The organism is Nitrobacter sp., assembly GCF_051535215.1.
Classification (GTDB): Bacteria; Pseudomonadota; Alphaproteobacteria; order Rhizobiales; family Xanthobacteraceae; genus Nitrobacter.
Map to the genome: position 1 here is coordinate 49,171 of NZ_JBPPLY010000008.1, position 23,165 is coordinate 72,335.

General features: G+C 63.9%; 16 protein-coding genes. 9 read left to right on the forward strand and 7 right to left on the reverse strand.

Annotated elements, in window-relative coordinates:
* Window positions 1-48 precede the first annotated feature (48 nt).
* Window positions 49-1,242 (reverse strand): hypothetical protein, encoded by a 1,194-nt coding sequence (locus tag ACS3WB_RS10030; RefSeq protein WP_438275420.1) that lies wholly within the window; start codon window positions 1,240-1,242, stop codon window positions 49-51.
* A gap of 118 nt (window positions 1,243-1,360) precedes the next feature.
* Window positions 1,361-1,648: a hypothetical protein gene (locus ACS3WB_RS10035; RefSeq protein ID WP_292619845.1), complete on the reverse strand. Its 288-nt coding sequence runs from the start codon at window positions 1,646-1,648 to the stop codon at window positions 1,361-1,363.
* Window positions 1,649-1,935: 287 nt separating this feature from the next.
* Between ACS3WB_RS10035 and ACS3WB_RS10040 the strand changes: the two genes are divergently transcribed.
* The 4 genes from ACS3WB_RS10040 to ACS3WB_RS10055 all read left to right on the forward strand — a co-directional run bounded on the left by ACS3WB_RS10040 (window position 1,936) and on the right by ACS3WB_RS10055 (window position 7,294).
* Entirely contained in the window at window positions 1,936-2,616 is a 681-nt protein-coding gene (locus ACS3WB_RS10040) for an ABC transporter ATP-binding protein (protein WP_438275421.1), read from the forward strand.
* Window positions 2,613-5,072 (forward strand): ABC transporter permease, encoded by a 2,460-nt coding sequence (locus ACS3WB_RS10045; protein ID WP_438275422.1) that lies wholly within the window; start codon window positions 2,613-2,615, stop codon window positions 5,070-5,072. The genes ACS3WB_RS10040 and ACS3WB_RS10045 overlap by 4 nt, the downstream gene beginning before the upstream one ends.
* The gene (locus tag ACS3WB_RS10050; protein WP_438275423.1) at window positions 5,062-6,165 is read left to right on the forward strand and encodes a lipocalin-like domain-containing protein; all 1,104 of its coding nucleotides are present in this window, start codon (window positions 5,062-5,064) and stop codon (window positions 6,163-6,165) included. The genes ACS3WB_RS10045 and ACS3WB_RS10050 overlap by 11 nt, the downstream gene beginning before the upstream one ends.
* Window positions 6,166-6,364: 199 nt before the next feature.
* On the forward strand, window positions 6,365-7,294 hold the full coding sequence (locus tag ACS3WB_RS10055) for a hypothetical protein (protein WP_438275424.1): 930 nt from the start codon (window positions 6,365-6,367) through the stop codon (window positions 7,292-7,294).
* 329 nt (window positions 7,295-7,623) lie between these two features.
* On the opposite strand, the gene ACS3WB_RS10060 is transcribed toward ACS3WB_RS10055, so the two are convergent.
* From ACS3WB_RS10060 to ACS3WB_RS10075, 4 genes are all read right to left on the reverse strand, one after another.
* Window positions 7,624-9,096, reverse strand: coding sequence for a trehalose-6-phosphate synthase (locus ACS3WB_RS10060; protein ID WP_438275425.1), 1,473 nt, complete (start codon window positions 9,094-9,096; stop codon window positions 7,624-7,626).
* Window positions 9,097-9,275: 179 nt separating this feature from the next.
* On the reverse strand, window positions 9,276-11,069 hold the full coding sequence (locus tag ACS3WB_RS10065; protein ID WP_438275426.1) for a glycoside hydrolase family 15 protein: 1,794 nt from the start codon (window positions 11,067-11,069) through the stop codon (window positions 9,276-9,278).
* Window positions 11,066-11,872 (reverse strand): trehalose-phosphatase, encoded by an 807-nt coding sequence (gene otsB, locus ACS3WB_RS10070; protein WP_438275427.1) that lies wholly within the window; start codon window positions 11,870-11,872, stop codon window positions 11,066-11,068. The genes ACS3WB_RS10065 and otsB overlap by 4 nt, the downstream gene beginning before the upstream one ends.
* Complete coding sequence (locus ACS3WB_RS10075; protein ID WP_438275490.1) at window positions 11,869-13,245, reverse strand: MFS transporter; 1,377 nt, start codon at window positions 13,243-13,245, stop codon at window positions 11,869-11,871. The genes otsB and ACS3WB_RS10075 overlap by 4 nt, the downstream gene beginning before the upstream one ends.
* 487 nt (window positions 13,246-13,732) lie before the next feature.
* On the opposite strand from ACS3WB_RS10075, the gene ACS3WB_RS10080 reads away from it, so the two are divergent.
* The 4 genes from ACS3WB_RS10080 (at window position 13,733) to ACS3WB_RS10095 (ending at window position 20,121) form a co-directional block, all read left to right on the forward strand.
* Window positions 13,733-14,371: an OmpA family protein gene (locus ACS3WB_RS10080; RefSeq protein WP_438275428.1), complete on the forward strand. Its 639-nt coding sequence runs from the start codon at window positions 13,733-13,735 to the stop codon at window positions 14,369-14,371.
* 196 nt (window positions 14,372-14,567) lie between these two features.
* Window positions 14,568-16,097 carry a caspase family protein gene (locus ACS3WB_RS10085; RefSeq protein WP_438275429.1) on the forward strand — a complete coding sequence of 510 codons (1,530 nt, stop codon included), beginning with the start codon at window positions 14,568-14,570 and terminating at the stop codon, window positions 16,095-16,097.
* Complete coding sequence (locus ACS3WB_RS10090) at window positions 16,097-16,999, forward strand: efflux RND transporter periplasmic adaptor subunit (RefSeq protein ID WP_438275430.1); 903 nt, start codon at window positions 16,097-16,099, stop codon at window positions 16,997-16,999. Before ACS3WB_RS10085 ends, ACS3WB_RS10090 begins: the two co-directional genes overlap by 1 nt.
* The gene (locus ACS3WB_RS10095; protein WP_438275431.1) at window positions 16,999-20,121 is read left to right on the forward strand and encodes an efflux RND transporter permease subunit; all 3,123 of its coding nucleotides are present in this window, start codon (window positions 16,999-17,001) and stop codon (window positions 20,119-20,121) included. The genes ACS3WB_RS10090 and ACS3WB_RS10095 overlap by 1 nt, the downstream gene beginning before the upstream one ends.
* Window positions 20,122-20,201: 80 nt before the next feature.
* Here the strand turns inward: ACS3WB_RS10095 and ACS3WB_RS10100 are convergent, their stop codons facing one another.
* Window positions 20,202-20,876: a Crp/Fnr family transcriptional regulator gene (locus ACS3WB_RS10100; protein WP_438275432.1), complete on the reverse strand. Its 675-nt coding sequence runs from the start codon at window positions 20,874-20,876 to the stop codon at window positions 20,202-20,204.
* A gap of 277 nt (window positions 20,877-21,153) precedes the next feature.
* On the opposite strand from ACS3WB_RS10100, the gene ACS3WB_RS10105 reads away from it, so the two are divergent.
* Entirely contained in the window at window positions 21,154-23,082 is a 1,929-nt protein-coding gene (locus ACS3WB_RS10105) for an AsmA family protein (protein WP_438275433.1), read from the forward strand.
* The last annotated feature ends 83 nt before the right edge of the window (window positions 23,083-23,165 follow it).

Here is a 23,165-nt window from a genome sequence, read left to right on the forward strand (position 1 = left end):
ATCAGAAGCGGAGCTTTGTGATTCGAGGCGTTTCTTCACGCGGACCGGTCAGAACGCTGCCGCGAGCTCCCGTGCGCCCGGCTTGGCGCTATTGCTGTCCATCCGGGCGTCGGTGACTGCCAGCAGTTTCGCCACCGTGTTGTTGCGGATCGCGACGGGATTGCGCTCGTAGCCCAGGCGCTGGAAAAAATTCGAGGTCGGCACCCGTTCCCGCATCGCCTGCGGCATCGTCACCATGTCGAAACCGGTGCCGTCGCCCGTGAGATTCATCATTTCCAGTTCGGCGGCGGTCAGCGGACGCGTGTAGCCCTTGTTGCGCGCGAAGACGACGGAGGTCAGGAGCTTGTGGGTCTGCAACAGCGGGCCGACGTCGATATCCAGCACCAGCGCATGGATCGCCCAGCCCTTCGGCGTATCGGCCAGCTTCGCATGCGCGCTCCAGGTATCAGGCACCGAGCGCGCATAGGCCACCATCCTCCGGACTGCCGCGATCTTGCGCTCCAACGCAGCCCGCTGCGCTCCGGACAGCCGCGCCGCCCTTTCATCGAGCGCGCGCAGGATGTCGGGGCCCTGCTCGGCAAGCAGCTCGACGCTGTTGGTGGTGAGCAACTGGTTGTAGCCGACCGCGGTCGAGATCGCACGCGATCCCGGCCGCGAGGAACTGAGGCCCGATTGCATGTCGTGATTGCCGTTGCCGCCGGTCTCGAACGCATAGACCCGGACCGCCTGCTCTTTCGTCAGGCCGGAGGCCCGCGCCACCTGCGCATAAGCGTGCTTGAACTCCGCTTCGGTGCGGGGACGTTGCGGCACGAACTGGAACTGCTCTGCGGCTGCCTTCAGAAAATCGGCAACAACGGGAATGTATTTGCGTTGACGCGGCGGATGCTCCTCTTCCGGCTCCGGATTGACCGGGCGCGACGGCCCGGCATAGAGCGGCGGCTGGGTCAGCACGTAGTCGTCGAGCGTGACGGGCTGGCGCTCGCGCCGCCTGGCGTTGCGAATGCGCCGCTTCTCGGCAATCGCATTCCAGTAGGCGGTGGCCTCTTCCTCGAACGCGGCGCGCGCCTCCTGATAAGCCCTCAGCTTGCGGCGATAGTCCGCAACGGCCGCCGGAGTCGCTGCCTGCGCCATCGCGCCACGCAGCGCCGCAGGAGCCGCATTCGCGGGAACGACGGCCAGCGGCGCGAACAATAGCGCGCAGATGATGATCCGGTTGCAGCGGCGAATCGCTTGGCTCGGCATTCGGCCTGTTTAGCAAGCCCGCGGCAGATGTCATCACCACCATCACGCGCAAAATCATAGAGCGATCACGGTAGCGACAGCCGGCCGCGGTCGACGCGACCGGCCATGTCCCGCCATGTCAGTAGATGCGAACGTGATTGGCCTCGAACGTGACCGGAAAATTGTTGCGGTTCTGCAAGGTCAGGATCAACACGACCCCGACGCCTCCCCGGTGATCCCAGTAGACGGCCCTGTCTGTTTCATGCAGGGGTTCCATCGTTGAATGATTTCTGTCGAGGTGAGGCGCGATCGAGACGTCGAAAAACTCGTTGGGTGCTTTCGAATCCCGCCCCCACCAGAAAGTGTACTGCTGGCTCGAATTGGCGGGAATCGAATAGGTTCCTTGTTTATGGTCGATATTGGCCATGATGGTGATCCTTCCGTTTCTGGTGTCGCCCGATGCGACGCCGGACAATGGACGGCTCACACGCGCAAGGGTTGTGACATCACTCACACGCCCCTTGATCACGTCCCTTGCCCCAGGCAGCCATCTTGGGCTTTGAGTTGGCTGGACGGGTGCCGGCGAACGGACCGGCGACCCCACACCCGAACTTGATCGCGGCAGACTTGTTATCGCTGTCGCGGTAAGCATCGGCATGGCGATATGAACAGCCGATAGCGACCTGCCGGATCGAGGCGGAGACAGTAAGCCAGATGTGCGTCCCGATAGCCTCGACACCCCTACTGGACGTCCGGAACCTGAGCAAAACCTACCGTTCGGGACAGGAGCGGATCGCTGTTCTTCGCGGCGCCTGCCTGCGCGTCGACGCCGGCGAGAGCGTCGCGCTCACCGGCGAGTCGGGAAGCGGCAAAAGCACCTTGCTGCACCTGATCGCGGGCCTCGATCGGGCGGACGGCGGCTCCATCCGGCTCGACGACACGGAGGTGACGGCACTGGCGGACCGGGGCCGCGCTGCGCTTCGCCGGAACCGGCTCGGCCTGGTCTTCCAGCAGTTCAACCTGATCCCTTCGCTCACCGTCGCCGACAATCTGGCTTTTCAGGCGCGCATCGCCGGGCGTCACGACAGTCGCTGGCAAAGCGAACTTGTCGACCGGCTGGGTCTTGGCGATTTGCTGAAACGCTATCCCGAACAACTCTCGGGCGGCCAGCAGCAGCGTGTTGCAATCGGCCGCGCGCTTGCGGTCCGGCCGCCGCTGCTCCTCGCCGACGAACCAACCGGCAACCTCGATGAAGCAACCGCCGACGAGGTCATGGATCTCGCACGCGATCTCATCAGGCAAACCGGGTGCGGCTTCCTGATGGTCACCCACAGCGCGCGGATCGCCGCGACGCTGGACCGGCAAGTCCTGCTGAGCACCGGATTGATCGCGTGAAACAGGGTTTTTGGATCCTCGCCGTTCTGCTCAGCCATTGGCGCCGGCATCCGACGCAGTTGGCGACCCTGATGGTCGGCCTGATCTCCGCGACTGCGTTGTGGAGCGGCGTCCAGGCGCTGAACCAGCAGGCCCGCGCCAGCTACGATCGAGCCGCGGCAGTCTTTGGAGGCGCCAGGCCAGCGATGCTGGTCGGACAGGATTCCACATTCTCCCAAAAACTCTTCGTGGAGTTGCGCCGGGCGGGATGGCCGGTCTCGCCGGTGCTCGAAGGCCATGTCCGTGTTGAAGGACGGTCATTGCGATTGTTGGGAATCGAGCCGGTCACGTTTCCGGCCGAGGCGGGATCGATTCCCTCGATCAGAACCTCGGATCTGCAGACATTCATCGCGCCGCCGGGCGAGGCGCTGGTCGCGCCGGAAACATTGAGAGATCTGGACGCCGCTGAAGGCACGGCCCTTCGAACAGACGGAGGCGTATTGCTGCCGCCTCTCAAGGTTCAGGCGCAGCTCGCACCGGGCGTGATGGTCGTCGATGTCGGCATGGCGCAAAACATTCTTCACCTGCCGGATCAGCTTTCGCGCCTGCTGATCGGTCAGGCGCGCGGCCCGCGCGCGCCGCTCGAGGCCGTCACCGGCGACAAGCTGAGATACGTTGCGCCGGACGCCGAAACCGATCTGGAGCGTCTTACCGACAGCTTCCATCTCAATCTGAGCGCCTTCGGCCTGCTGTCATTTCTCGTCGGGCTTTTCATCGTCAACTCCGCGATCGGTCTCGCCTTCGAGCAGCGCATGCCGATGCTCCGGACCCTGCGGGCCTGCGGCGTGTCGTCCCGGATGTTGAACGGAATGCTGCTGGTTGAGCTGCTGATGGTGGCGCTCGTGGCCGGCCTGATCGGGCTGGTCTGCGGCTATCTGATCGCCACGGCGCTTTTACCCGATGTCGCCTCCAGCCTGCGAGGGTTGTATGGCGCCCGGATTCCCGGCGAATTGACACTCACACCGCAATGGTGGGCTGCAGGCCTTGCGATGAGCGCCGTCGGGACGCTGGCTGCTGCGGCGACGAGCCTTTTGAAAGCGATCCGCGCTCCGGTTCTCGCGATGGCGCAGCCTTATGCCCGCCTGCAAACGCAGCAGCGGTGGCTCGGCTGGCAAGGCATCGCGGCCCTCGCGATACTGGTTGCGGCGATCGCCCTGCTGATCGTCGGCAACTCGCTGGTCTCGGGATTCGCGGTTCTGGCGGCGATGCTCCTTGGCGCCGCGCTGGCGCTTCCCGTGCTGCTCGGATTCATACTGCGCATCGGCGAGCGAACCTCGCGCGGGCCGCTGGCGATGTGGTTCTGGGCCGACAGCCGCGAGCAATTGCCGGGGCTGTCGCTGGCGCTGATGGCGTTGCTGCTGGCGCTCGCCGTCAATGTCGGCGTCGGGACCATGGTCGAAAGCTTCAGCAGGACCTTCGCCACATGGCTGGACGGCCGGCTCGCCGCGGACGTGTACGTCAACGCGCGCGACGACGCGCAGGCGCGCGACATTCAGGCAAGCCTGCGCGCGCGGCCGGAGGTCACCGCGATCCTGCCGAGCGGCCGGGCCGAAACCGAAATCGGCGGCTGGCCTGTGGAGGTTCTCGGTCTCGCCGACCACGCCACCTATCGCGACCGCTGGCCATTGCTGGAGTCCGCGTCCAATGCCTGGGACGACGTCAAGTCGGGTCGAGCGGCGCTGGTCAGCGAGCAACTCGCGCGCAGATTGAACCTGCGGTTGGGCGGCCGGCTCGATGTCAGCACCTCCACCGGCACATGGCCTCTGAGCATTGCGGCGATCTACGCTGACTACGGCAACCCCAAAGGGCAGATCGCCGTCAATATCGATGCCTTCACAAGCCGGTTTCCGAACCTGCCGCGAACCCGATTCGGTTTGCGCATAACACCCGACAAGATCGCGCCGCTGGTCGACGACATCCGCAAGACGTTCCATCTCGACGAGAGCCGGCTGTCGGATCAATCCACGCTGAAGGCGGAATCAACGCAGATTTTCAACCGGACCTTCACCGTCACGGCCGCGCTGAACACGTTCACCCTCGGCGTCGCCGGCGTTGCGCTGCTGACCAGTCTTCTGACCCTGAGCAATTCCCGTCTTCCCTATCTCGCGCCGCTATGGGCGCTCGGCCTGACCCGGCGACAGTTGGCGGGCATCGAGCTTCTCAAGACGCTGTCCATTGCGTTCTTCACCGCGCTGCTGGCGCTGCCGCTCGGCCTGCTGGTGGCGTGGTGCCTGATCGCAGTCGTCAACGTCAGGGCATTCGGCTGGCGTCTGCCGCTCCATGTCTTTCCGCTGCATCTGGCCGAACTTCTTGGCGTCGCGATGCTGGCGTCGCTGCTGGCCATGCTGGTGCCGGTCGTCAGGCTGATACGCATGCCGCCGGCTGCGCTGATCAAGGTCTTTGCCGATGAGCGTTAGGGCACCACTTTCGCGACGCGCATTTGCGGCAGGACTGGCCGCTCTGGGCTTTGGTGAAAAGAAGGCATTGGCGCAAGGATTTGCCGGGCTTGGGGTCGATGCGTCCGGGTTCGCCGTGGTCACGCCGGGCCGGCGCTTCGTGTTTCCGGCCGACCATGGTCCGCACCCGGATTATCGCATCGAGTGGTGGTACCTCACCGCCAATCTCAGCGATACGAAAGGCAACGCATACGGCGCGCAGTGGACCTTGTTCCGGCAGGCGATGCAGCCGGGGCCGCAGCGCGATGGCTGGGCGAACCAGCAGATCTGGATGGGCCATGCCGCCGTCACCCGCGCCGACACCCACCGCTACAGCGAAACCTTTGCGCGCGGCGGCGTCGGTCAGGCCGGCGTCGACGCGGAGCCATTTCGCGCATGGATCGATTCCTGGCAGATGCGCGGGCTCGATCCGATATCGGCAAACGAAGTCGCACCGCTTCAGATCAACGCATCGGGCGCGGATTTCAGCTACGCGCTGAAGCTCGATGCGACACGGCCGCTCGTACTCGAAGGCGATGCGGGATACAGCGTGAAATCCGAGCGCGGACAGGCGTCCTACTACTACAGCCAGCCGTTTTTCACGGCGAAGGGGACCCTCACGATCGATGGCAAGTCCGAGAGCGTCAGCGGCCAGGCCTGGATGGACCGCGAATGGAGCAGCCAGCCGCTGGCCTCCGACCAGACCGGCTGGGACTGGTTCGCACTGCACCTTGAGAGCGGCGAAAAGCTGATGCTGTATCGTCTCCGGCAAAACGGAAGCGAGCCTTATCTCACGGGCAACTGGATCGGAGCGAATGGGCAATCGATCGTGCTCTCTGCAAACTCTCTCGCCATGACCCCGACGGCGACAACCGACGTCGCCGGTCGCAAGCTGCCGACACACTGGCGCATCAGCGTTCGCGACCACGGGCTGGCGATCGAAGGGCTGGCGATCGAAACCGTCCCGCTCAATCCGGCAAGCTGGATGGGAACGCGCTTTTCCTATTGGGAGGGCCCGATCAGCTTCGCCGGCACGCATTCCGGCGTCGGCTATCTCGAAATGACGGGTTATTGACAGACGCCACCCGGCCAAACCCGCGATCCCCCTGCGCCCTCGTATTCACAGAGGCGACGAGGAAGCGTGCGGTTGCCATAATCGGTTCACTCTGCCTTATACTTTTCACCTTGCCGCCTTGTTGAGGTCAAAGCAGACAGCCTCCTTCTCGATAACGCGAAACGCCGGACTCCGGCGCAACAACCAACCCGGAAATCCGATGTTGTTCAGATCCCGACCCGCCGTTTCCCAGGCTGACCCGCACGACGCCATCGTCGCACAGCTTCGCGAGTTGGCGCCACGAATCAAGCAAGACTGGCCTGAAACTCAGGAGCCGTCTTTATCGACACCGGCATCCCAGCCGGTCGCCGAATCACTGTTCGAGGCCGCGCCATCGAACGACAATGCCGAGGCGCTTCTCAAAACGATCGCGCCCGCGCGGCCTCGTCGCGTCATCCTGAAGGTGCTGCTGGTCATCTGCGCCGGCGTTGCCGGAGCAATGGCCTGGCACTCCTATGGCGAAGAGGCGAAGAACAGGATTTCTCAACTCATGCCGCAGTTTCTGATGGAAGCTCCCGCGTCGACAGCAAACGCAAACGGGGGTGAAACGCAGGAGCAGGACACCGCGGTTCAGGCGGCCACGCCCCAGCCTCAACCCGCTTCCGAAGCAGAACCCGCGCAGCCGGCGCAGACAGCCACCGCGGACGATCTTCGGCCGTCAACGTCGGCCACGGATGTCGCAACGACTCCTGCGCAAGCGCCATCCGTCCCAGCCGCGCTTCCGGGCGAGACCGCGCAAATGCTCGAAGCCATGGCGAGCGACATCGCCACGCTGAAACAGACAGTCGAAGAGTTGCGGACCAGCGAACAACAGTTGCGCCGGGAGATGGCCGCGGAACGCGAAGCGCGCGCCAAAACGGTACAACATACGGCGAAGCCTGCTCCGCCACGGCGACAACGTGCCTCGCCCCAGGCGGCAATTCCATACAATCCTCCCGCTTCCCATGCTTCGCCGCCGCCGGCGACGGAAAAACGGGTATATCCGCAAGAATCGACGCAACGTGAAGCCTATATCCCGCCCGCCCCCGCCCAGCTCCCGCCGCAGCCGGGAGACGACAGCGCTCCGCGGCCACCGATGCCCTTGCAGTGAATCCGCACCGGGCTTCACCGCCCGTTTTCAATGAACGTCTTCATAGGCCGGCAGCATGCCACGACGTGCGCGTCATGAATGTCGCCGATGGTGAGTTCGTCGACCCTTTTGGCCGCATGGCCTTTGCTCGCATGGCCCGGCTTGGCATTCGTCGTCCGGGAACCCAGGATCCAATCCCGCTTCGGTCAAACCCCGGCACGGTCCGGCAACATGGCGTTGCAACTGCACGGATCTCTATAGCGTTTGCAAGCGGCCGGCTTGCGCAAAGAAAACGCGTCAAAACGCGAATCTGGAGCTTGGCTTCTGATTCGATCAGAAGCAGAAATGCTTTAGTGAACGCGCGCGCCGCTCCGCCAGCCGACGACGTGCAGCGGCCATGATTTCGGCGACTCGACCGCGGGCAGGTCGCATGCCGCTTCCTTGTTAGAGGCATGCGCATCCTGAAGCGCGTCGGAGAAATCCGTAAACCACTGCTGAATGGTGCCGGCGCGCAGCTTTCGCATCATGGCTTCCCAGCGCATCCGGCGTTCGGTCAACGGCATCGAAAATGCCGTGGCGATGGCGCGCGACATCCCGTCGATTTCGTGCGGGTTGACCAGCAGCGCCGTCTGCAATTCATTGGCCGCGCCCGCGAACTTGGACAAGACCAGCACGCCGGGATCGGCAGGATTTTGCGCGGCGACATATTCCTTGGCAACGAGATTCATGCCGTCATGCAGCGGCGTCACCACGCCCACGCGCGCGGTGCGATAGAGACCCGCGAGCACGGTCTGATTGAATCCGCGGTTGAGGTAACGGATCGGCATCCAGTCCGCCTCGCCGTGGCGGCCATTGACGTCGCTGACGAGCTTCGCCAATTCGCTCTGCAAGTTTCCATAGGCTTCGATGGTGCCGCGGGAGGGCGTTGCGATCTGCAACAGTGAGACGGTGCGCTTCAGCTCGGGCTGCGAGGTCAGCATGCGGTCGAATGCCTTGATCCGGTTCACCAGCCCCTTCGAGTAGTCCAGACGGTCGACGCCGATCGCCAGTTGCTCGCCGTTCAGGCTGCGCCGCAGCCGCGACACGTCGGGATGAGTGGCGGCCTTGGCGGCCTGTACCGCGAATTTCTCCACGTCGATTCCAATCGGAAACACCGCGCATCGCGACTTGCCGTAGCGCGACGTCACCACGCCGTCATCGATCTTGAGACCAAGCTCGGACTGAAGATAGCTGAGGAAATTCTCGCAGTCGTCGTCGGTCTGGAATCCGATCAGATCGTAGGCCAGCATCGCCTCGACCAGTTCGCGATGGTGTGGAACGGCGCCGACGATAGCGCGCGCCGGCCACGGCGTATGCAAGAAGAACCCGATCGGATTCCGGACACCGAGATCGCGCAACTCGGCGCCAAGTGCCAGAAAGTGATAATCCTGAATCCAGAACGCGGTATCCGGTTTGCGGAAGCGCAGCAGGGCGCGCGCCATGAAGGCGTTGACCTCGCGGTACGACTGGTAATCGTCCTGCGAAGCGCGAATGAGATCGGATCGGGAGTGAAGCGCCGGCCACAGCGCCGAGTTGGCGAAGCCTTCATAATATCCGCCGTAGTGCGCCGCGGGCAGATCGAGCAATGCCAGCGCACCCGCGCCAAGGGCTTCGACCTCCGCAAATGTATCCTTGTGCACCCCGTCGCGCACACGGCCGCTGGAACCCACCCAGATTGCACCCGATTTTTCAACAACAGGCAGCAGCGCCGCAGCAAGGCCACCCGTCAGGGGCTCATTGGCCCGCGCACGTGCCACCCGGTTTGAAACGACAACGAGGTTCACAGGGTCCCTCCCTATTTTTTTGCCCGTCGATAAACGCTCGTTCATCAATATGGTTCCTCGCCTCCTTCCAACCAAATTGACGCCAAATTCGGGCAAGATAGAACGATACTGAAAGTTCCCCGCCGAAGAGAAAATATTCATTGTCGTAACAATCTTTACGACAAGTGTTTTTCATTCGATCAACTTCGCCAGTATCGATCTTCCCAGTTGCGTGACAATTTCATTCCCGTGAGAATCAATCCTGCCATGGAATAAGTCTGCGGAAAGTTCCCGAACAGCGCACCGGTTTTCGGATCCACGTCTTCCGAAAGGAGTCCGAAACGATTGCGATGCGCAAGCGCATCCACGAAAGCCTCCCGCGCTTCCTCGCGACGTCCCAGCGCCCACCACGCATCGATCAGCCAGAATCGACAGATCAGGAACGCAGTCACCGGAACACCGAAGTCGTCTTCCGCAGCGTAGCGCATCACATGCTTCTCACGCAGCAGCTCGCGCTCCATGGCGGCGACGGTTTTCACGAATCGTGGATCGTTGACCTCGCAGACGCCGAGTTCGGGCAGCAGTAACACGCTCGCATCGAGATCGTCGGATCCGAACGCGGAAGTGAAGGCCTCTCGCTTCGGGTTCCAGGCGCGATCGAGCAGTTCGGCGTGCAACGGGTCGGCAACCGCGTTCCAATGCGCCGCGCGCTCCGGCAGACCGAGCCGTTCCGCGATGGCCGCAAGCCGATTGATTCCGGCCCAGCACATTGCGGCGGAGTGGGTGTGGACGCGCTGGCGGCCGCGGTATTCCCAGATGCCGGCGTCACCCGTCATCGCAACCCTCGCCGCCTTGTGGCCGAGCGTTTCGAGAAGGGAGAACAGGCTTTCGTCGCCGGGGCGCGGAAGCCGGCGGTCGAAGAACAGCGGCAACGCCGCCAGGATGGCGCTGCCATAGGTGTCGTGCTGTTTCTGTTCGACCGCAGCATTGCCGACCCGCACGGGCCCGTCGCCCCGATAGCCCTGAAGATCGGCGGCGGTCCACTCGTCCAGCGGCAGGTTCGGGACCACGCTGTAGACCGGCTTCAGGTCAGCGTCGGTGTTCGATGCGATCGAGAGCGTGAAGCCGATGAAATCTTCCATGGTCCGCGTCGCGCCGACGCGGTTGAGCGCCTTCACCACGAAATAGGCATCGCGCAGCCAGCAATAGCGATAGTCCCAGGTGCGGCCGGAGCCGGGCGCTTCCGGAATCGAGGTGGTGTGCGCGGCAATGATGCCGCCGGTCTCCTCGAAGTTGGACAGCTTGAGCGTAACGGCGGCGCGGATGATCGCTTCCTGCCATTCGTAGGAGATGTAGAGACGCCGCACCCAGCTTTGCCAATAGGTCCTGGTCTCTTCAGCGAAGCGCTGGGCGGTCGACGCCAGATCGCCGGGAAACGGTTCGTCGTTGCCGAACACCAGATGCATCGGCCGCGTCAGAACGAACGGCGTTTCGTTTTCGATCAGGGCAAGCGGCGCGTCCGTGGTTACGCGGATCGCCGTGTCGTCATCCGCGAAGTAGCGGATGTGATTGCTGCCCATCGAATGCCGCTTGAGCGGCTTGCCGTAAGCATGAGTCGGCCGGATGCGAATCGTGATCCGGGGCAGGCCCGCGACAGGCTCGATGATGCGAAACAACTGCGGCGGACGGAAGATGCGGCCGTACTGCCGGAATCGCGGCGCGAAGTCCGTGACCCGTACCGCATTGCCGCGGCCGTCTGTCAGGACCGTGGACACGATCGCGGTGTTGCGGACATAGTCCGACTGGAAATCGACCATGCCGTCCAGCACGACATCGCTGAAGCCTTTTTCTTCATTTCCCGCAAGCAGGCGCGAGAACACCGGATCGGAATCGAATCGCGGGAAACACCACCACACCAGACGCGCGGTAGGATCGACAAGCGCGGCCGTTCGGCAGTTGCCGATGACGGCGAGGTCGAGACCGTGATCGATCATTCCGGGACGGCCCGTTCGTCGTCGAGGAGCCCGCCCAGCCAGGCCCGGACATCGCTCGGCGTCTGAAAATGGCCGTCGACGCCCTTGGCGCGCCGGCCCACCGAGAACGACAGACCCTTCAGGTCGGGCATGATCGCGAACACCGTTTCATCGGTCACGTCGTCGCCGATAAAGACCGGACGCCGTCCCTTGAACGGCTCGTGGACCATCAATTCGGTCACGCCGGTCGCCTTCGTGAAACCGGAATGCTTGATCTCGCATACGAGCTTGCCCGGCAGCACCTCGATCGGCGCGCTCGGCAGGTCGGCGCGTATCGCCGAAACCGCATCGTAGATCGACCGTTCGGCATCCGGAGCCTTTCTGTAGTGCAGCGCCAGCGAGTAGCCCTTGTTCTCCACGAGAATGCCGGCGTGCAATTCGGCGATGGCCGCGAAACGCCGGATCAGGTCCTGGTTCATCGGCGGCGCGCCCGCAGCCACGGCTTCGCTCTGGGCGGAGATGCGCATCTCCGCGCCATGACCGCCAACCGCAGGCAACAGCATCGGAGCGAATATGCGGTCGATGTCGCTGAGCGATCTCCCGCTGACCAGCGCCAGCGCGCCATCCGTCCGCTCCAAGAGCCGCGACAATGAATTGGCGAGGCCCGGCGGCACCTCGACCTCGGTCGGTGACGGCGCGAGGTCGAGCAGCGTGCCATCGATATCGAGCAACAGCGCGGATGTGCGCAGCGGCGGCATAAGAGGTCGGTCGTCGGCCATGAAGGCGGTTTTCTTTGGCAAGGTTTCCATCAATTCCTGACTCATCGCGACTCCACAACGGCAAGCGGCGATGCCACCGATTCGAGCGGGCGCCGCTCGGCGGCAATTCCGTATCGCCAGCCGATCAGCGCGGCGGCGATCATCAATGCCGATCCCAGACAATACCCCGCGAATACGCTGTCACGCGAACCGCTGTCGATCAAGGCCCCGAACAGCGAAGGACCGGCGACGCCGCCGATCGCCGTCCCGACGGCGTAGAACATCGCGATCGCCAGCGCCCGCACTTCAAGCGGAAAGGTCTCGCTGACAGTGAGGTAAGCCGCGCTCGCGGCCGGCGAGGCAAAGAAAAATATCACCATCCACGCGATCGTCTGCGTCTGCGCGGTCAGAACGCCGGCGGCGAAAAGATAGCCGGACACCGCGAGCAGAACGCCGGATATCCCGTAAGTGAAAGCAATCATCGCGCGGCGTCCGATCGTATCGAACAGCCGGCCCAACAATAGCGGCCCGAGAAAGTTGCCGGCCGCGAACGGCAGGACGTACCAGCCGATGTGCTCCGCCGGAATGTCGAAGAAAGTCGACAGCACCAGCGCGTAGGTGAAGAAGATCGCATTGTAGAAGAACGCCTGCGCGATCATCAAGGCAAGGCCGACCAGCGACCGCTGCCGGTATGCCGAGAACAACGTCCGCGCCACCTCGCGAAGCGGCGTGTGGTCGCGCATCCGAAGCCTGATCGTCGGCCACGCTTCGTCGGCGGCTGCATCCGGATGGCGAGCCGCCATCCGTTCGATGTCGGCGACGATGTGGATCGCCTGATCCGGCCGTCCGTGAATCATCAGCCAGCGCGGGCTTTCCGGAATCCATAGTCGCATCACAAACACCACCAGTCCAAGCACCGCGCCGGTCAGGAATGCAAGCCGCCAGCCCAGCTCCGGATCGATCACCTGCGGATCGAGCAGGACGATCGCGCCGACCGCGCCGAGCGCGGCACCGATCCAGAAGCTGCCGTTAATGGTCAGATCCGTCCATCCGCGATACCGCGCCGGCACCAGTTCCTGAATCGTGGAATTGATCGCTGTGTACTCGCCCCCGATACCCGCGCCGGTGAGAAACCGGAACAGCGCGAAGCTGCCGATATCCCATGACAGCGCGGTCGCCGCCGTCGCGGTCAGATAAAGAGCCAACGTGACGAAAAAAAGTTTCTTGCGCCCGATCCGGTCCGTCAGCCAGCCGAAACCCAGCGCGCCGAGCACGGCCCCGATGAGATAAGTACTGCCGGCGAGACCGATATCGAAGTTGGTGAATTGCAGCGTCGGGCTGTCCTTGAGCGCGCCGGACAAAGCCCCAACGAGCGTCACCTCCAGCCCGTCCAGTATCCAGGTAATTCCGAGGGCTGTCACGACCCGTATATGAAACATGCTCCAGCGCAGGCCGTCGAGCCGCGCGGGAATGTCCGTCTCGACGATCCCGTCCGCATATCTGGTTGATGATTGTGCCTGGATGGTCGCCAAAATTGCACTCACCTCGCGCCGGCCGGCGCTTAAGCTCGTCCCGTGCAGCAGAAGCGCGGGTTGAGAGCGGCTCGAATGGAGCAGCTTGCCGGCGATCATCCTTTCTCGGTTGCTGTCTTCGGGTGCGGTCCTTGGCTGGAGGATAGCAACGCGGAAACACTGTCCCGGTTCCATGGCAGCTGACCTGAAAGGATCGCCCGCGGGCTAGCATTGATGCGCCGGGACGCATTGAATAGTCTTGAACGAATCCGGACCCGATGACGTCAAACCAAGGCCGCCGGGGCCACCAATCCTTTTAGACCGGCGTGATGCAAATCACAGTATGGCCTGACACCCCGGCACAGAGTGCGGCAGCCGCCCTCGTCGCGGGGCCATTAAGGACAGGGAGAAGATCATGTCTCGTCGGATGACATCCGGAAAAGGATTGAGAGCAGCCATGCTGGCGGCCGGCCTGACTGCGATGGCAGTACCGCAGGGCGTTTCGGCCGAGGACCTCTCCGCGCAGCAGATCATCGACGGGCTGAAGGTCTCGCGGACGCGAAGCCTGAGCGCGCCCGCACAACCCGCGCTAACCCAGGGCGATCTGGACTTCGTCAAAAGCGTGCGCGGCAAGACCCGCTCGCTGTCCCTGGACGACCGCGATCATCTGGCGGCGATCGCCGCCCAGCGCCCGAAGATCGATCTGGACATCAATTTCGATTTCGATTCCGCGGCCCTGACCCCGCGCACCGAACCGCAGTTGCACAGCCTCGGCAAGGCGCTGACCAGCGACGAACTTGCAGGTTCGGTCATCATGCTCGGCGGCCACACCGACGGCAAGGGATCCGACGCCTACAATCACGATCTCTCGGAACGCCGTGCGGAAGCCGTGAAGCGTTTCCTCATCGAGACGTATCACATCCCCGCGGCAAACCTGCTTTCCGCAGGATATGGAAAGGAGGGATACAAGAATCCCGCCGACCCGTTTGCTGCGGAAAATCGCCGCGTCGAGGTCGTCAACATGGCGGCGAAGGACCAGGCCGAAAAAAAATGACGCCGTAAGGACGCGTCGCAGGATGCTTTGCGCCTGCCCACGCCATGAGGCGCGAATGCGGTCGATCGACGCAGCACGCGCGATATTCGCCGGAGGTTAACAAGCCTCACGCCGCCGGTTTGAAAACGCCGATGGCCTCATATAAGGTCGTAACGGCGCGGACTGAAACGGCATCTGACGGGTGGACTGGCGTCGCATGAACCTTCGATCTGCTGGCGTGGCGGTGTTGATACTCACGATGCTGCCGGCGATGGCGCCGGCGGCTGCATCGGCCGCGACGGAAAAGGGCAGCGCGCGGATCGCGCTCGTGATCGGCAACGCCAGCTATCCCGATAGCGAAACGCCGCTCAAGGAGCCGATCAATGATGTCCGCGACGTTGCCGACGAACTCAAGCATGACGGGTTCGATGTCGAGACCGGCGAGAATTTGACCGGCGAAGCCATGCGCCACGCGCTTCAACGTCTTTACGGCCGCATCAAGCCCGGCAGCGTCGCGCTGATCTTCTTCAGCGGATATGGCATCCAGTCCGGACGCCAGAGCTTTCTCATACCGGTCAATGCGCAGATCTGGACCGAAGCGGACGTTCGCCGCGACGGCTTCAGCCTGGAGACCATCCTGGGCGAGATCAACAACCGCGGCGCCGGCGTCAAGATCGCGCTGATCGACGCATCGCGCCGCAATCCGTTCGAGCGCCGCTTCCGCAGCTTTTCGGCGGGTCTGGCGCCGGTCATCGCGCCGAGCGGCACGCTGGTGATGTATTCGGCGGCGTTGAGTTCGGTGGTCGGCGACACCAGCACCGATCACAGCCTGTTCGTCGGCGAATTGCTGAAGGAGATTCGCGTTCCCGACCTGACCGCTGAGGAAACGCTAAACCGTACCCGCGTCGGCGTGACCCGGGCGTCGCGCGCCGAGCAGGTGCCGTGGATTTCGTCGTCTCTGGCAGAAGATTTCTATTTCATTCCCGGCCAGCATAGCGCGCCCGACGTCGCCGCAGCGCCACCGTTGCCGCCTCGTTCGAAAGCTGAGCCCATCACAGCGCAGCCGCCGGTCGCGCCTGCGCCCGCACCACCACCCGTCGCATCCGCTCCCCCAACGCCACCCGCCGTTGTTTCGAAACCGCCGGCGGACGCACCGCCGCCCGCTGAACCGCTACCCGCTCATGTCGCGGAACCTGCAGCCGCGACGCAGGCGCCGACGCAGGTTGATGCGAAGACCACGCTCGCGCTGGCCGACGATCCGACGATCAAATCGCTCACCTCCACAATCTCCGCCAATCCAAAAGACGCCAACGCGCTGTACCGGCGCGGACAGGTCTATGCCAGCAAAGGGGCCTACGCTCCCGCGATCAAGGATTTCGATGCGGCGATCCGGCTCAATCCGAAGGACGCCGAGGCCTACAACAATCGCTGCTGGACCCGGACCGTGATCGGCGAATTGCAACCCGCACGGCGCGACTGCGATGAGGCGCTGAGGCTACGGCCGGGATTCGTCGACGCGCTGGACAGCCGCGGCCTGCTCAACCTCAAGAGCGGCGCGAATAAGAACGCGATCGCCGACTTCGATGCCGCGCTCAAGATCAACCCGAGATTGACCTCATCGCTTTACGGAAGAGGCCTCGCCAGACAGCGCAGCGGCGCCGTTGCCGAGGGAAATCTGGACATCGCCAATGCCAAGGCGATGGATCCCGACATCGAGAAGGAATTCGCCGGTTACGGCGTGCGCTGATGCTGTTGGTTCAACCGCAAAACGTCGCCTTCACCGGTCTGTTGCTCGGCGCGCTGGCGGCGACGATCGGTGTCGTCGGTCCGTCGCGCTCCGCGGACGACGGCAGCCTTTCGGGGGGCGTTCCAGTGACCGTGGCCCGCGCGGCCAATGCCTGCTTTTCCGACCTGGTCCGCGTGACCGGCTTCGCCGTTCCGCGCCAGGAAGCGGTAGTCATTCCGGACCAGGAAGCATCACGCGTGACCGACGTTCTGGTGCGCGAAGGCGACATGGTCGCGATGAATCAGGAATTGGCCCGGCTGACGCCGCCTCCCGGCAAATCGGGACCTGTCGTCCTGCGTGCTCCGGCGGCCGGTCTCGTAACCGAGGTTCGCACCGCCGTCGGAGCGCCGGCCTCGCCACAGGCTCCGCCGATGTTTCGGATCGCGATCAACAACGAGATCGAACTGGATGCCGAGGTGCCCTCGATCCATGTGCTCAAGCTCAATCCCGGCGCGAGCGCACGCATCAGCCGGGAGGATGGGCCCGACCTGGTCGGACGTGTCCGCTTGGTGTCACCCGAGATCGACCGCAAGTCCCAGATGGGTCACGTCCGGCTGTCGCTGAACGCCGACCGGACCTTCAGGATCGGAATGTTCGCGCGCGTCAGCATCGACGCCAGACGCAGTTGCGGCGTGGCCATTCCCCGCTCCGCGATCGATCATCTGACGGTTCAGGTGGTGAACGGAGATATCGTGGAGACGCGGCGCGTTCGCGCCGGCTTGACGTCCGACACCGCCGTCGAAATCCTCGAGGGTTTGAAAGTCGGAGATATCGTCGTGGCCGATGCCGGCACGTCGCTGCATGACGGCGACAGGGTCAAGGCCATGTTCGCCGATGATCTCGATCGATCGCGAGCCCGTTGATGACCCTCAATGTTTCCGCCTGGTCGATCCGGCACCCGCTTCCCTCCGTCGTCTTCTCGATCATCCTGTTGTTGCTGGGGTGGGTCAGCTTCACCCGGCTCGCGATCACGCGATTACCCAGCGCGGATATTCCTGTTATTTCCGTCGCCGTTTCGCAATTCGGCGCAGCGCCAGCCGAACTCGAGGCGCAGGTCACCAAGACCATCGAGGACGGCGTTTCGGGCGTCGAAGGCGTCCGGCATATTTCGTCGTCGATCACCGACGGCCTGTCGGTAACCACGATCCAGTTCGCGCTGGAGACCGATACCGACCGGGCGCTGAACGACGTCAAGGACGCGGTGACGCGCGTCCGCGCCAATCTCCCGCAAAACGTCAACGAGCCGCTGATCCAGCGCGTCGACGTCATCGGACTGCCGATCGTCACCTACGCGGCGATCTCGCCGGGCAAGACGCCCGAGCAACTGTCGTATTTCGTCGACGACGTGGTCAAGCGCGCGCTGCAGGGCGTGCGCGGCGTCGCGCAGGTCGAGCGCATCGGCGGCGTCGAGCGCGAAATCCTGGTATCGCTCGATCCGGATCGGCTGCGGGCTGCGGGTCTGACGGCGGTCGACGTCAACCAGCGCCTGCGCGGCACCAATGTCGACGTCGCCGGAGGGCGGGCGGAGATCGGACAAAGCGATCAGGTCATCCGGACCCTCGCAAGCGCCAAGACCATCAGCGAGCTGGCGGGAACGATGATCTCGCTACCGGCCGGCGGCGAACTGCGGCTCGACGATCTCGGCACGGTGACCGACACCATCGCCGACCGCCGGACCTTCGCCCGCTTCAACGGCGAGCCCGTGGTCGCCCTCGGCATCAAGCGTTCAAAGGGTGCAAGCGACGTCGTGGTGGCGAAGGCCGTGCAGACGCGGATCGACGCGTTGAAGGAGCAATACCCGGATGTCGATCTGAAGCTGATCGACACTTCGGTGGATTTCACGCACGGTAACTATGAGGCAGCGATCTCGACCCTGTTCGAAGGCGCGATCCTCGCCGTCATCATCGTCTTCCTGTTCCTGCGCGATATCCGCGCCACCATCATCGCCGCGATCTCGCTGCCGCTGTCGATTTTCCCCGCCTTCTGGGCGATGGACATTCTCGGTTTTTCGCTGAACCTGGTCAGCTTCCTTGCCATTACATTGTCGACCGGCATTCTCGTCGACGACGCCATCGTCGAGATCGAGAACATCGTGCGCCACATGCGCATGGGGAAGTCGCCCTACCGCGCCGCGCTGGAAGCCGCCGACGAAATTGGTCTCGCGGTGATCGCGATCAGCCTCACCATCATCGCGATCTTCGCGCCGGCGAGCTTCATGTCGGGCATCGCCGGGCAGTTTTTCAAGCAGTTCGGCATCACCGTCTCGGTGCAGGTGTTCTTCTCGCTGCTGGCCGCGCGCTTCGTGACGCCGGTGCTCGCCGCCTACTTCATGAAGGATCATCCGCATGAGCCTTCGCCGCCCGGCCGCGTGCTGCGCGCCTATGCCGGCCTCGTCACCTGGTCGGTGCGGCACTACTATATAACGGTCCTGATCGGGCTTGCGGTCTTCGCCGCCTCGATTCTCAGCATCAAGTTGCTGCCGCAGGGCTTCCTGCCCGCGCAGGACACCGCACGCTCACTGCTGGCGATGGAACTGCCGCCGGGTTCGCAACTCGCCAACACCGAAAAGGTGACGGAGGATATCGTGGCGCGGCTGCGCAAGCGCCCCGAGGTCCGGAGCGTGTTCGTCGACGGCGGTCGCGTGCCGCCGGGCCTCCAGGAAGTGCGCCGCGCGTCTTTGATCATCAACTACACGCCCAAGTCCGATCGCGGTATCACCCAGCGCGAGCTTGAGCTCTCGATCGGGCAGGAACTCGAAAGCATCCCCGACATCCGCTACTGGTTCCTCGACGAGAACGGCCTGCGCGCGGTGGCGCTGGTGGTGACCGGCCCCGACATCGGCATCGTCGGCAACGTCGCCAACGAACTCGCCACGCAGATGAAGCGCATTCCGCTGCTCGCCAACATCACGCCGGAGACCTCGCTCGATCGTCCCGAACTGCGCATCGCGCCGCGCGCCGACCTCGCCGCCCGTCTCGGCGTCTCGACCGAGCAACTGTCGCAAACCATCCGTGTCGCGACCATCGGCGACGTCGGGCCGGCGCTGGCGAAGTTCGACGCCGGCGACCGCCAGGTTCCGATCCGCGTGCAGCTAGAAGACGAGGCACGCGCCGATCTGAAGATGCTGGAACAGATGCAGGTGCCGATCGGGGGCGGCCGCGGCCACGTCCCGCTCTCCGTGGTCGCCGATATCCGGCTGGATCAGGGTCCGACCAGCATCAACCGCTACGACCGGCAGCGGCAGGCCACGGTCGCTGCCGACCTCGTCGGCACCGCCGCGCTCGGCGACGCAACCAGGATGATCCACGAACTGCCGGTCATGAAAACCCTGCCGAAGGGCGTGAAGGTCAACCCTTCGGGCGACGCTGAAAGCCTGAACGAACTGTCGGACGGATTCGCCACCGCGATCACCGCAGGCCTGATGATGGTCTACGCCGTGCTGGTGCTGCTGTTCGGCACCTTCCTGCAACCGATCACCATCCTGTTCTCGCTGCCGCTGTCGATCGGCGGTGCGATCATGGCTTTGCTCGTCACCGGCAAGCAGCTTACGACGCCGGTCTGGATCGGCATCCTGATGCTGATGGGCATCGTGACCAAGAACGCCATCATGCTTGTGGAATTCGCCGTCGAATCGATCCGCGAAGGCCGCGCGCGCGAGGAGGCGATCATCGACGCCGGCATGAAGCGCGCGCGCCCCATTGTCATGACCACGATCGCGATGGTCGCGGGCATGATGCCGAGCGCGCTGGCGTTCGGTGCAGGCGGCGAATTCCGCTCGCCGATGGCGCTCGCGGTGATCGGAGGTCTGCTGTTTTCAACGCTGCTGTCGCTGGTGTTCGTGCCCGCCATGTTCCTGATGATGGACGATGTCGGCGCCTTCATCTGGCGCTACGGCAAGCGGCTGTTGACATCGGGCGCCGAAGCGCCCGAGCCGTCCGCCGGCAGGCACGAGCCGCCGACTATCGCGCGGTTGCCAGGCGAATAGTCGGCAGGCTGTAGCGTTTTCGAGCGAAGCATGTCCTCGGAGCTCGATCCGAGGATGAACGCCGTTCGCTCGACAACGCGCTATGAATTCCGCGCGACGTCGGTCAGACGGCTCATGTTCTTGAGCAGGATGCGGCCGCGCTGAAGATCGAGGATACCGTCCTTGCGCCATTGCTGAAGCTGGCGATTGATGCTCTCGCGGGCCGCGCCGACGTAGACGCCAAGCTGCTCCTGCGAGATATGAACCTCCGACCCGTAGTCGTCCGCCAGTGCGCACAGCCGGCGCGCCATCCGCACCGGCAGCGGCTGCAGCACCGATTCCTCCATGCGCTCGCTGATCCAGCGGATGCGCTGGCACAACAGTTCGATCAGCCGGATCGCGATCTTCGGCTCCCGCTCCAGGAAAGCCAGCAGATCGCCGCGGCGCAGGACGAACAGTTCGGTCGGCTCGCCCGCCACCGCGTCCGCGGTGCGGGACTGCCCGTCGAGCACGGCGATTTCGCCGAACAGGTCTCCCGGCCCCTGGAAATTCAGGGTCAGCCGGCCTCCGTCCGAGGCGCCGGTCTCGATGCGGATCTGGCCGCGGCGCACGCCATACAGCGCATCGCCCTCATCGCCCTTCTGAAACAGGACCTCGCCGACGTCGAGCTGCTCGGTGTGGCATAGCGCCGCCATGCGCTGCAGATCGTCCGCGCCGAGATCCGAAAACAGCGGGTTCATCTTGAGAATGACCGCGAATTCCGACTGCTTGCTCATCGCAATTCACCCTTGAGACCGACCGCCGGGACGCCGGCAGGTTGTCGTCAGCTAAATTCTTGGAATGATGCCGCCGCTGCGTGCCACATCGTCATGTCTTTCAATATGCCGGATCGCGCTCAATGGAATGTGTCATAAGTCACGGAAGATTCCGGCATCCGGTTCTAGCATTCGTGTCCCGTTTCAGCGAGCCTCCTTGCGAATGCTGGAATCCGGATGTCACGACGGAATATAGTTTACGGCTCACGAACAAGGCCCCATTTTCCAGGACGGCAAGATGAGAGCATTGAAAATCGCGGGTGCGGTTGCAATCTGCCTGATTGCGATCCTGATCGTGCTGTTCGTGACGGGAACCCATTCCGGCTTCGTCACTGCGCTCGTGCAGGACCGGATCGAGCACGAGACCGGCTACCGGATTACGATCAACGGCAGGACCGAAATCGGGGTGTGGCCGTCGCCGAGCCTTACGCTGCACAACGTCACCCTCGACAAGCCGGGGAGTTCTGCGAGCGATGGACGGCTTGCCGTTGGAGAAGTCCGCGCCGGCTTCGAATTTGCGAGCCTGCTGTCGGGCGCTCCTAAAATTTCGGAGCTGGCGATAGACCATCCGACGCTGCGGCTGCCGATGCTGCGCGAACGCGCCGGCACCAGCCTTCCGGCCGGCCCGGCCCGTTCTGAAAATACGCCTGACCGGGAGCCGGCGTTTCCGATCGAGCGGATGACGGTGTCCAATGGCACGATCGTTTTCTTTGATCCGCAAATCGGCTCGGAAGAGACCGTCGGCGACGTCAACGCGAGCGTGACGCTTGGCGCCGACCGGAAAATCAGCATCACCGGCGATGCGCGTCCCGGCGACCGGCCGCTGACATTCGCCATCGCTGCGACGCCGCCCGCCGGTCCGCTGGGGCGTCGGAATATCCCGACCGAGTTGACGCTCGAGGCTTCCGGCCCGCCGGCACACCGGCTGACAGCGAAGGCCGAGGTCCGGATCAACGGCGACACGCTCCTCGTCAATGGCCTGTCGGGATCGCTCGACGACGGCAAGTTCAACGGCTGGGCATCGGTCGATCTCGTGGGCAAGCCCCTGGTCAAGATCGATCTCGATTTTCAGCGGCTCGGCCTCGACGCGCCGCCGCCTCAGCCTCTCGCTCCGCCAGCGGGCGCGCAGCCCTGGAGCGATACGGCAATCGATGTCAGCGGGCTCAATTACGTCGACGCGCAAGTGACGATTTCAGCGGCCGAACTAAAGATCGGCGACGCACGCTTTGCGCCGGCCGCAGTCGACGCCGCGATCGCCAGCGGAGTCCTGAAGGCGACATTTTCGAATCTCGGCGCCTATGACGGTCAAGCCAATGGCGTCCTGTCGATCGATGCGAAAGCGAGCAATCCCTCATACGCGCTGAAGGCCGATGTGACCGGCGTCCGCGCGCTGCCGCTGCTGTCGGGCCTTGCCGGTTTCGACAACGTCGACGGCAGGATGCGGGCCACCGCCGACCTGCGCGGCACCGGCGTCAGTCCGCGCGCGATCGTGTCGAGCCTGACCGGGACAGCGTCGATCGACGTCCGCGACGGCGCGATCCGCAATCTCAACATCGCGAAAATGATCCGCGCGTTGACGTCGGGCACGTTGTCCGGATGGCAGGAGCGTCCGGATCAGACCACCGATCTGTCGCAACTCAGCGCGACCGCGACCATCGCGAAAGGACAGGCCGTCACGAACGACCTGTTCCTGGCCGGGCCATTGGTGCGGATGACCGGCGCCGGCACCGTCGATATCGGCTCGAAGACGCTGGCTTTCCGGGTCGAGCCGAAGCTCGTCATGACGACTGAAGGTCAAGGCGGCAACGCCGATCCGGTCGGCCTCGGCATTCCGGTCGTCGTGCAGGGGGCGTGGAACGATCCGCTAATCTATCCGGACGTTGCCGGCATTCTGAACGATCCCGCTGCCGCCTATGCGAAGCTCCGCGAATTGGGACAGGGACTGTTCGGGCAAAGCGGAGCGGGAAGCCCGGACAAATCAGGTGCCGATTTCGGAGAGACTCTGGATAGCCTGATCCGGCAGGGTCTCGGCGCAGCGACCGGCCCCGCCCCTGCCAAGCCGTCCTCGGCCGGCCGGCCTTCCCAAGATCCATCTTCCCAAGACCCATCGTCCCACGACAAGCCGCCACCCGTCGATGAGATCATGAAGCAGTTGTTCGGCCGTTAAAGCATTTTTCGGCGAAATTGATCTGACTGAATGCCGCCGCGCGTCGCCATCATGCCCGCACTCTGATCTTCAGGAGGCTTCAC

What these genes read in the sequence shown, in the direction of transcription:
- ACS3WB_RS10095 (WP_438275431.1), top strand. Translation starts at nt 16,999, where the DNA reads ATGACCCTCAATGTTTCCGCCTGGTCGATCCGGCACCCGCTTCCCTCC.
- ACS3WB_RS10105 (WP_438275433.1), top strand. Translation starts at nt 21,154, where the DNA reads ATGAGAGCATTGAAAATCGCGGGTGCGGTTGCAATCTGCCTGATTGCG.
- ACS3WB_RS10035 (WP_292619845.1), bottom strand. Translation starts at nt 1,648, where the DNA reads ATGGCCAATATCGACCATAAACAAGGAACCTATTCGATTCCCGCCAAT.
- ACS3WB_RS10075 (WP_438275490.1), bottom strand. Translation starts at nt 13,245, where the DNA reads ATGTTTCATATACGGGTCGTGACAGCCCTCGGAATTACCTGGATACTG.
- ACS3WB_RS10080 (WP_438275428.1), top strand. Translation starts at nt 13,733, where the DNA reads ATGTCTCGTCGGATGACATCCGGAAAAGGATTGAGAGCAGCCATGCTG.
- ACS3WB_RS10055 (WP_438275424.1), top strand. Translation starts at nt 6,365, where the DNA reads ATGTTGTTCAGATCCCGACCCGCCGTTTCCCAGGCTGACCCGCACGAC.
- otsB (WP_438275427.1), bottom strand. Translation starts at nt 11,872, where the DNA reads ATGAGTCAGGAATTGATGGAAACCTTGCCAAAGAAAACCGCCTTCATG.
- ACS3WB_RS10050 (WP_438275423.1), top strand. Translation starts at nt 5,062, where the DNA reads ATGAGCGTTAGGGCACCACTTTCGCGACGCGCATTTGCGGCAGGACTG.
- ACS3WB_RS10090 (WP_438275430.1), top strand. Translation starts at nt 16,097, where the DNA reads ATGCTGTTGGTTCAACCGCAAAACGTCGCCTTCACCGGTCTGTTGCTC.
- ACS3WB_RS10085 (WP_438275429.1), top strand. Translation starts at nt 14,568, where the DNA reads ATGAACCTTCGATCTGCTGGCGTGGCGGTGTTGATACTCACGATGCTG.
- ACS3WB_RS10100 (WP_438275432.1), bottom strand. Translation starts at nt 20,876, where the DNA reads ATGAGCAAGCAGTCGGAATTCGCGGTCATTCTCAAGATGAACCCGCTG.
- ACS3WB_RS10065 (WP_438275426.1), bottom strand. Translation starts at nt 11,069, where the DNA reads ATGATCGATCACGGTCTCGACCTCGCCGTCATCGGCAACTGCCGAACG.
- ACS3WB_RS10030 (WP_438275420.1), bottom strand. Translation starts at nt 1,242, where the DNA reads ATGCCGAGCCAAGCGATTCGCCGCTGCAACCGGATCATCATCTGCGCG.
- ACS3WB_RS10040 (WP_438275421.1), top strand. Translation starts at nt 1,936, where the DNA reads ATGTGCGTCCCGATAGCCTCGACACCCCTACTGGACGTCCGGAACCTG.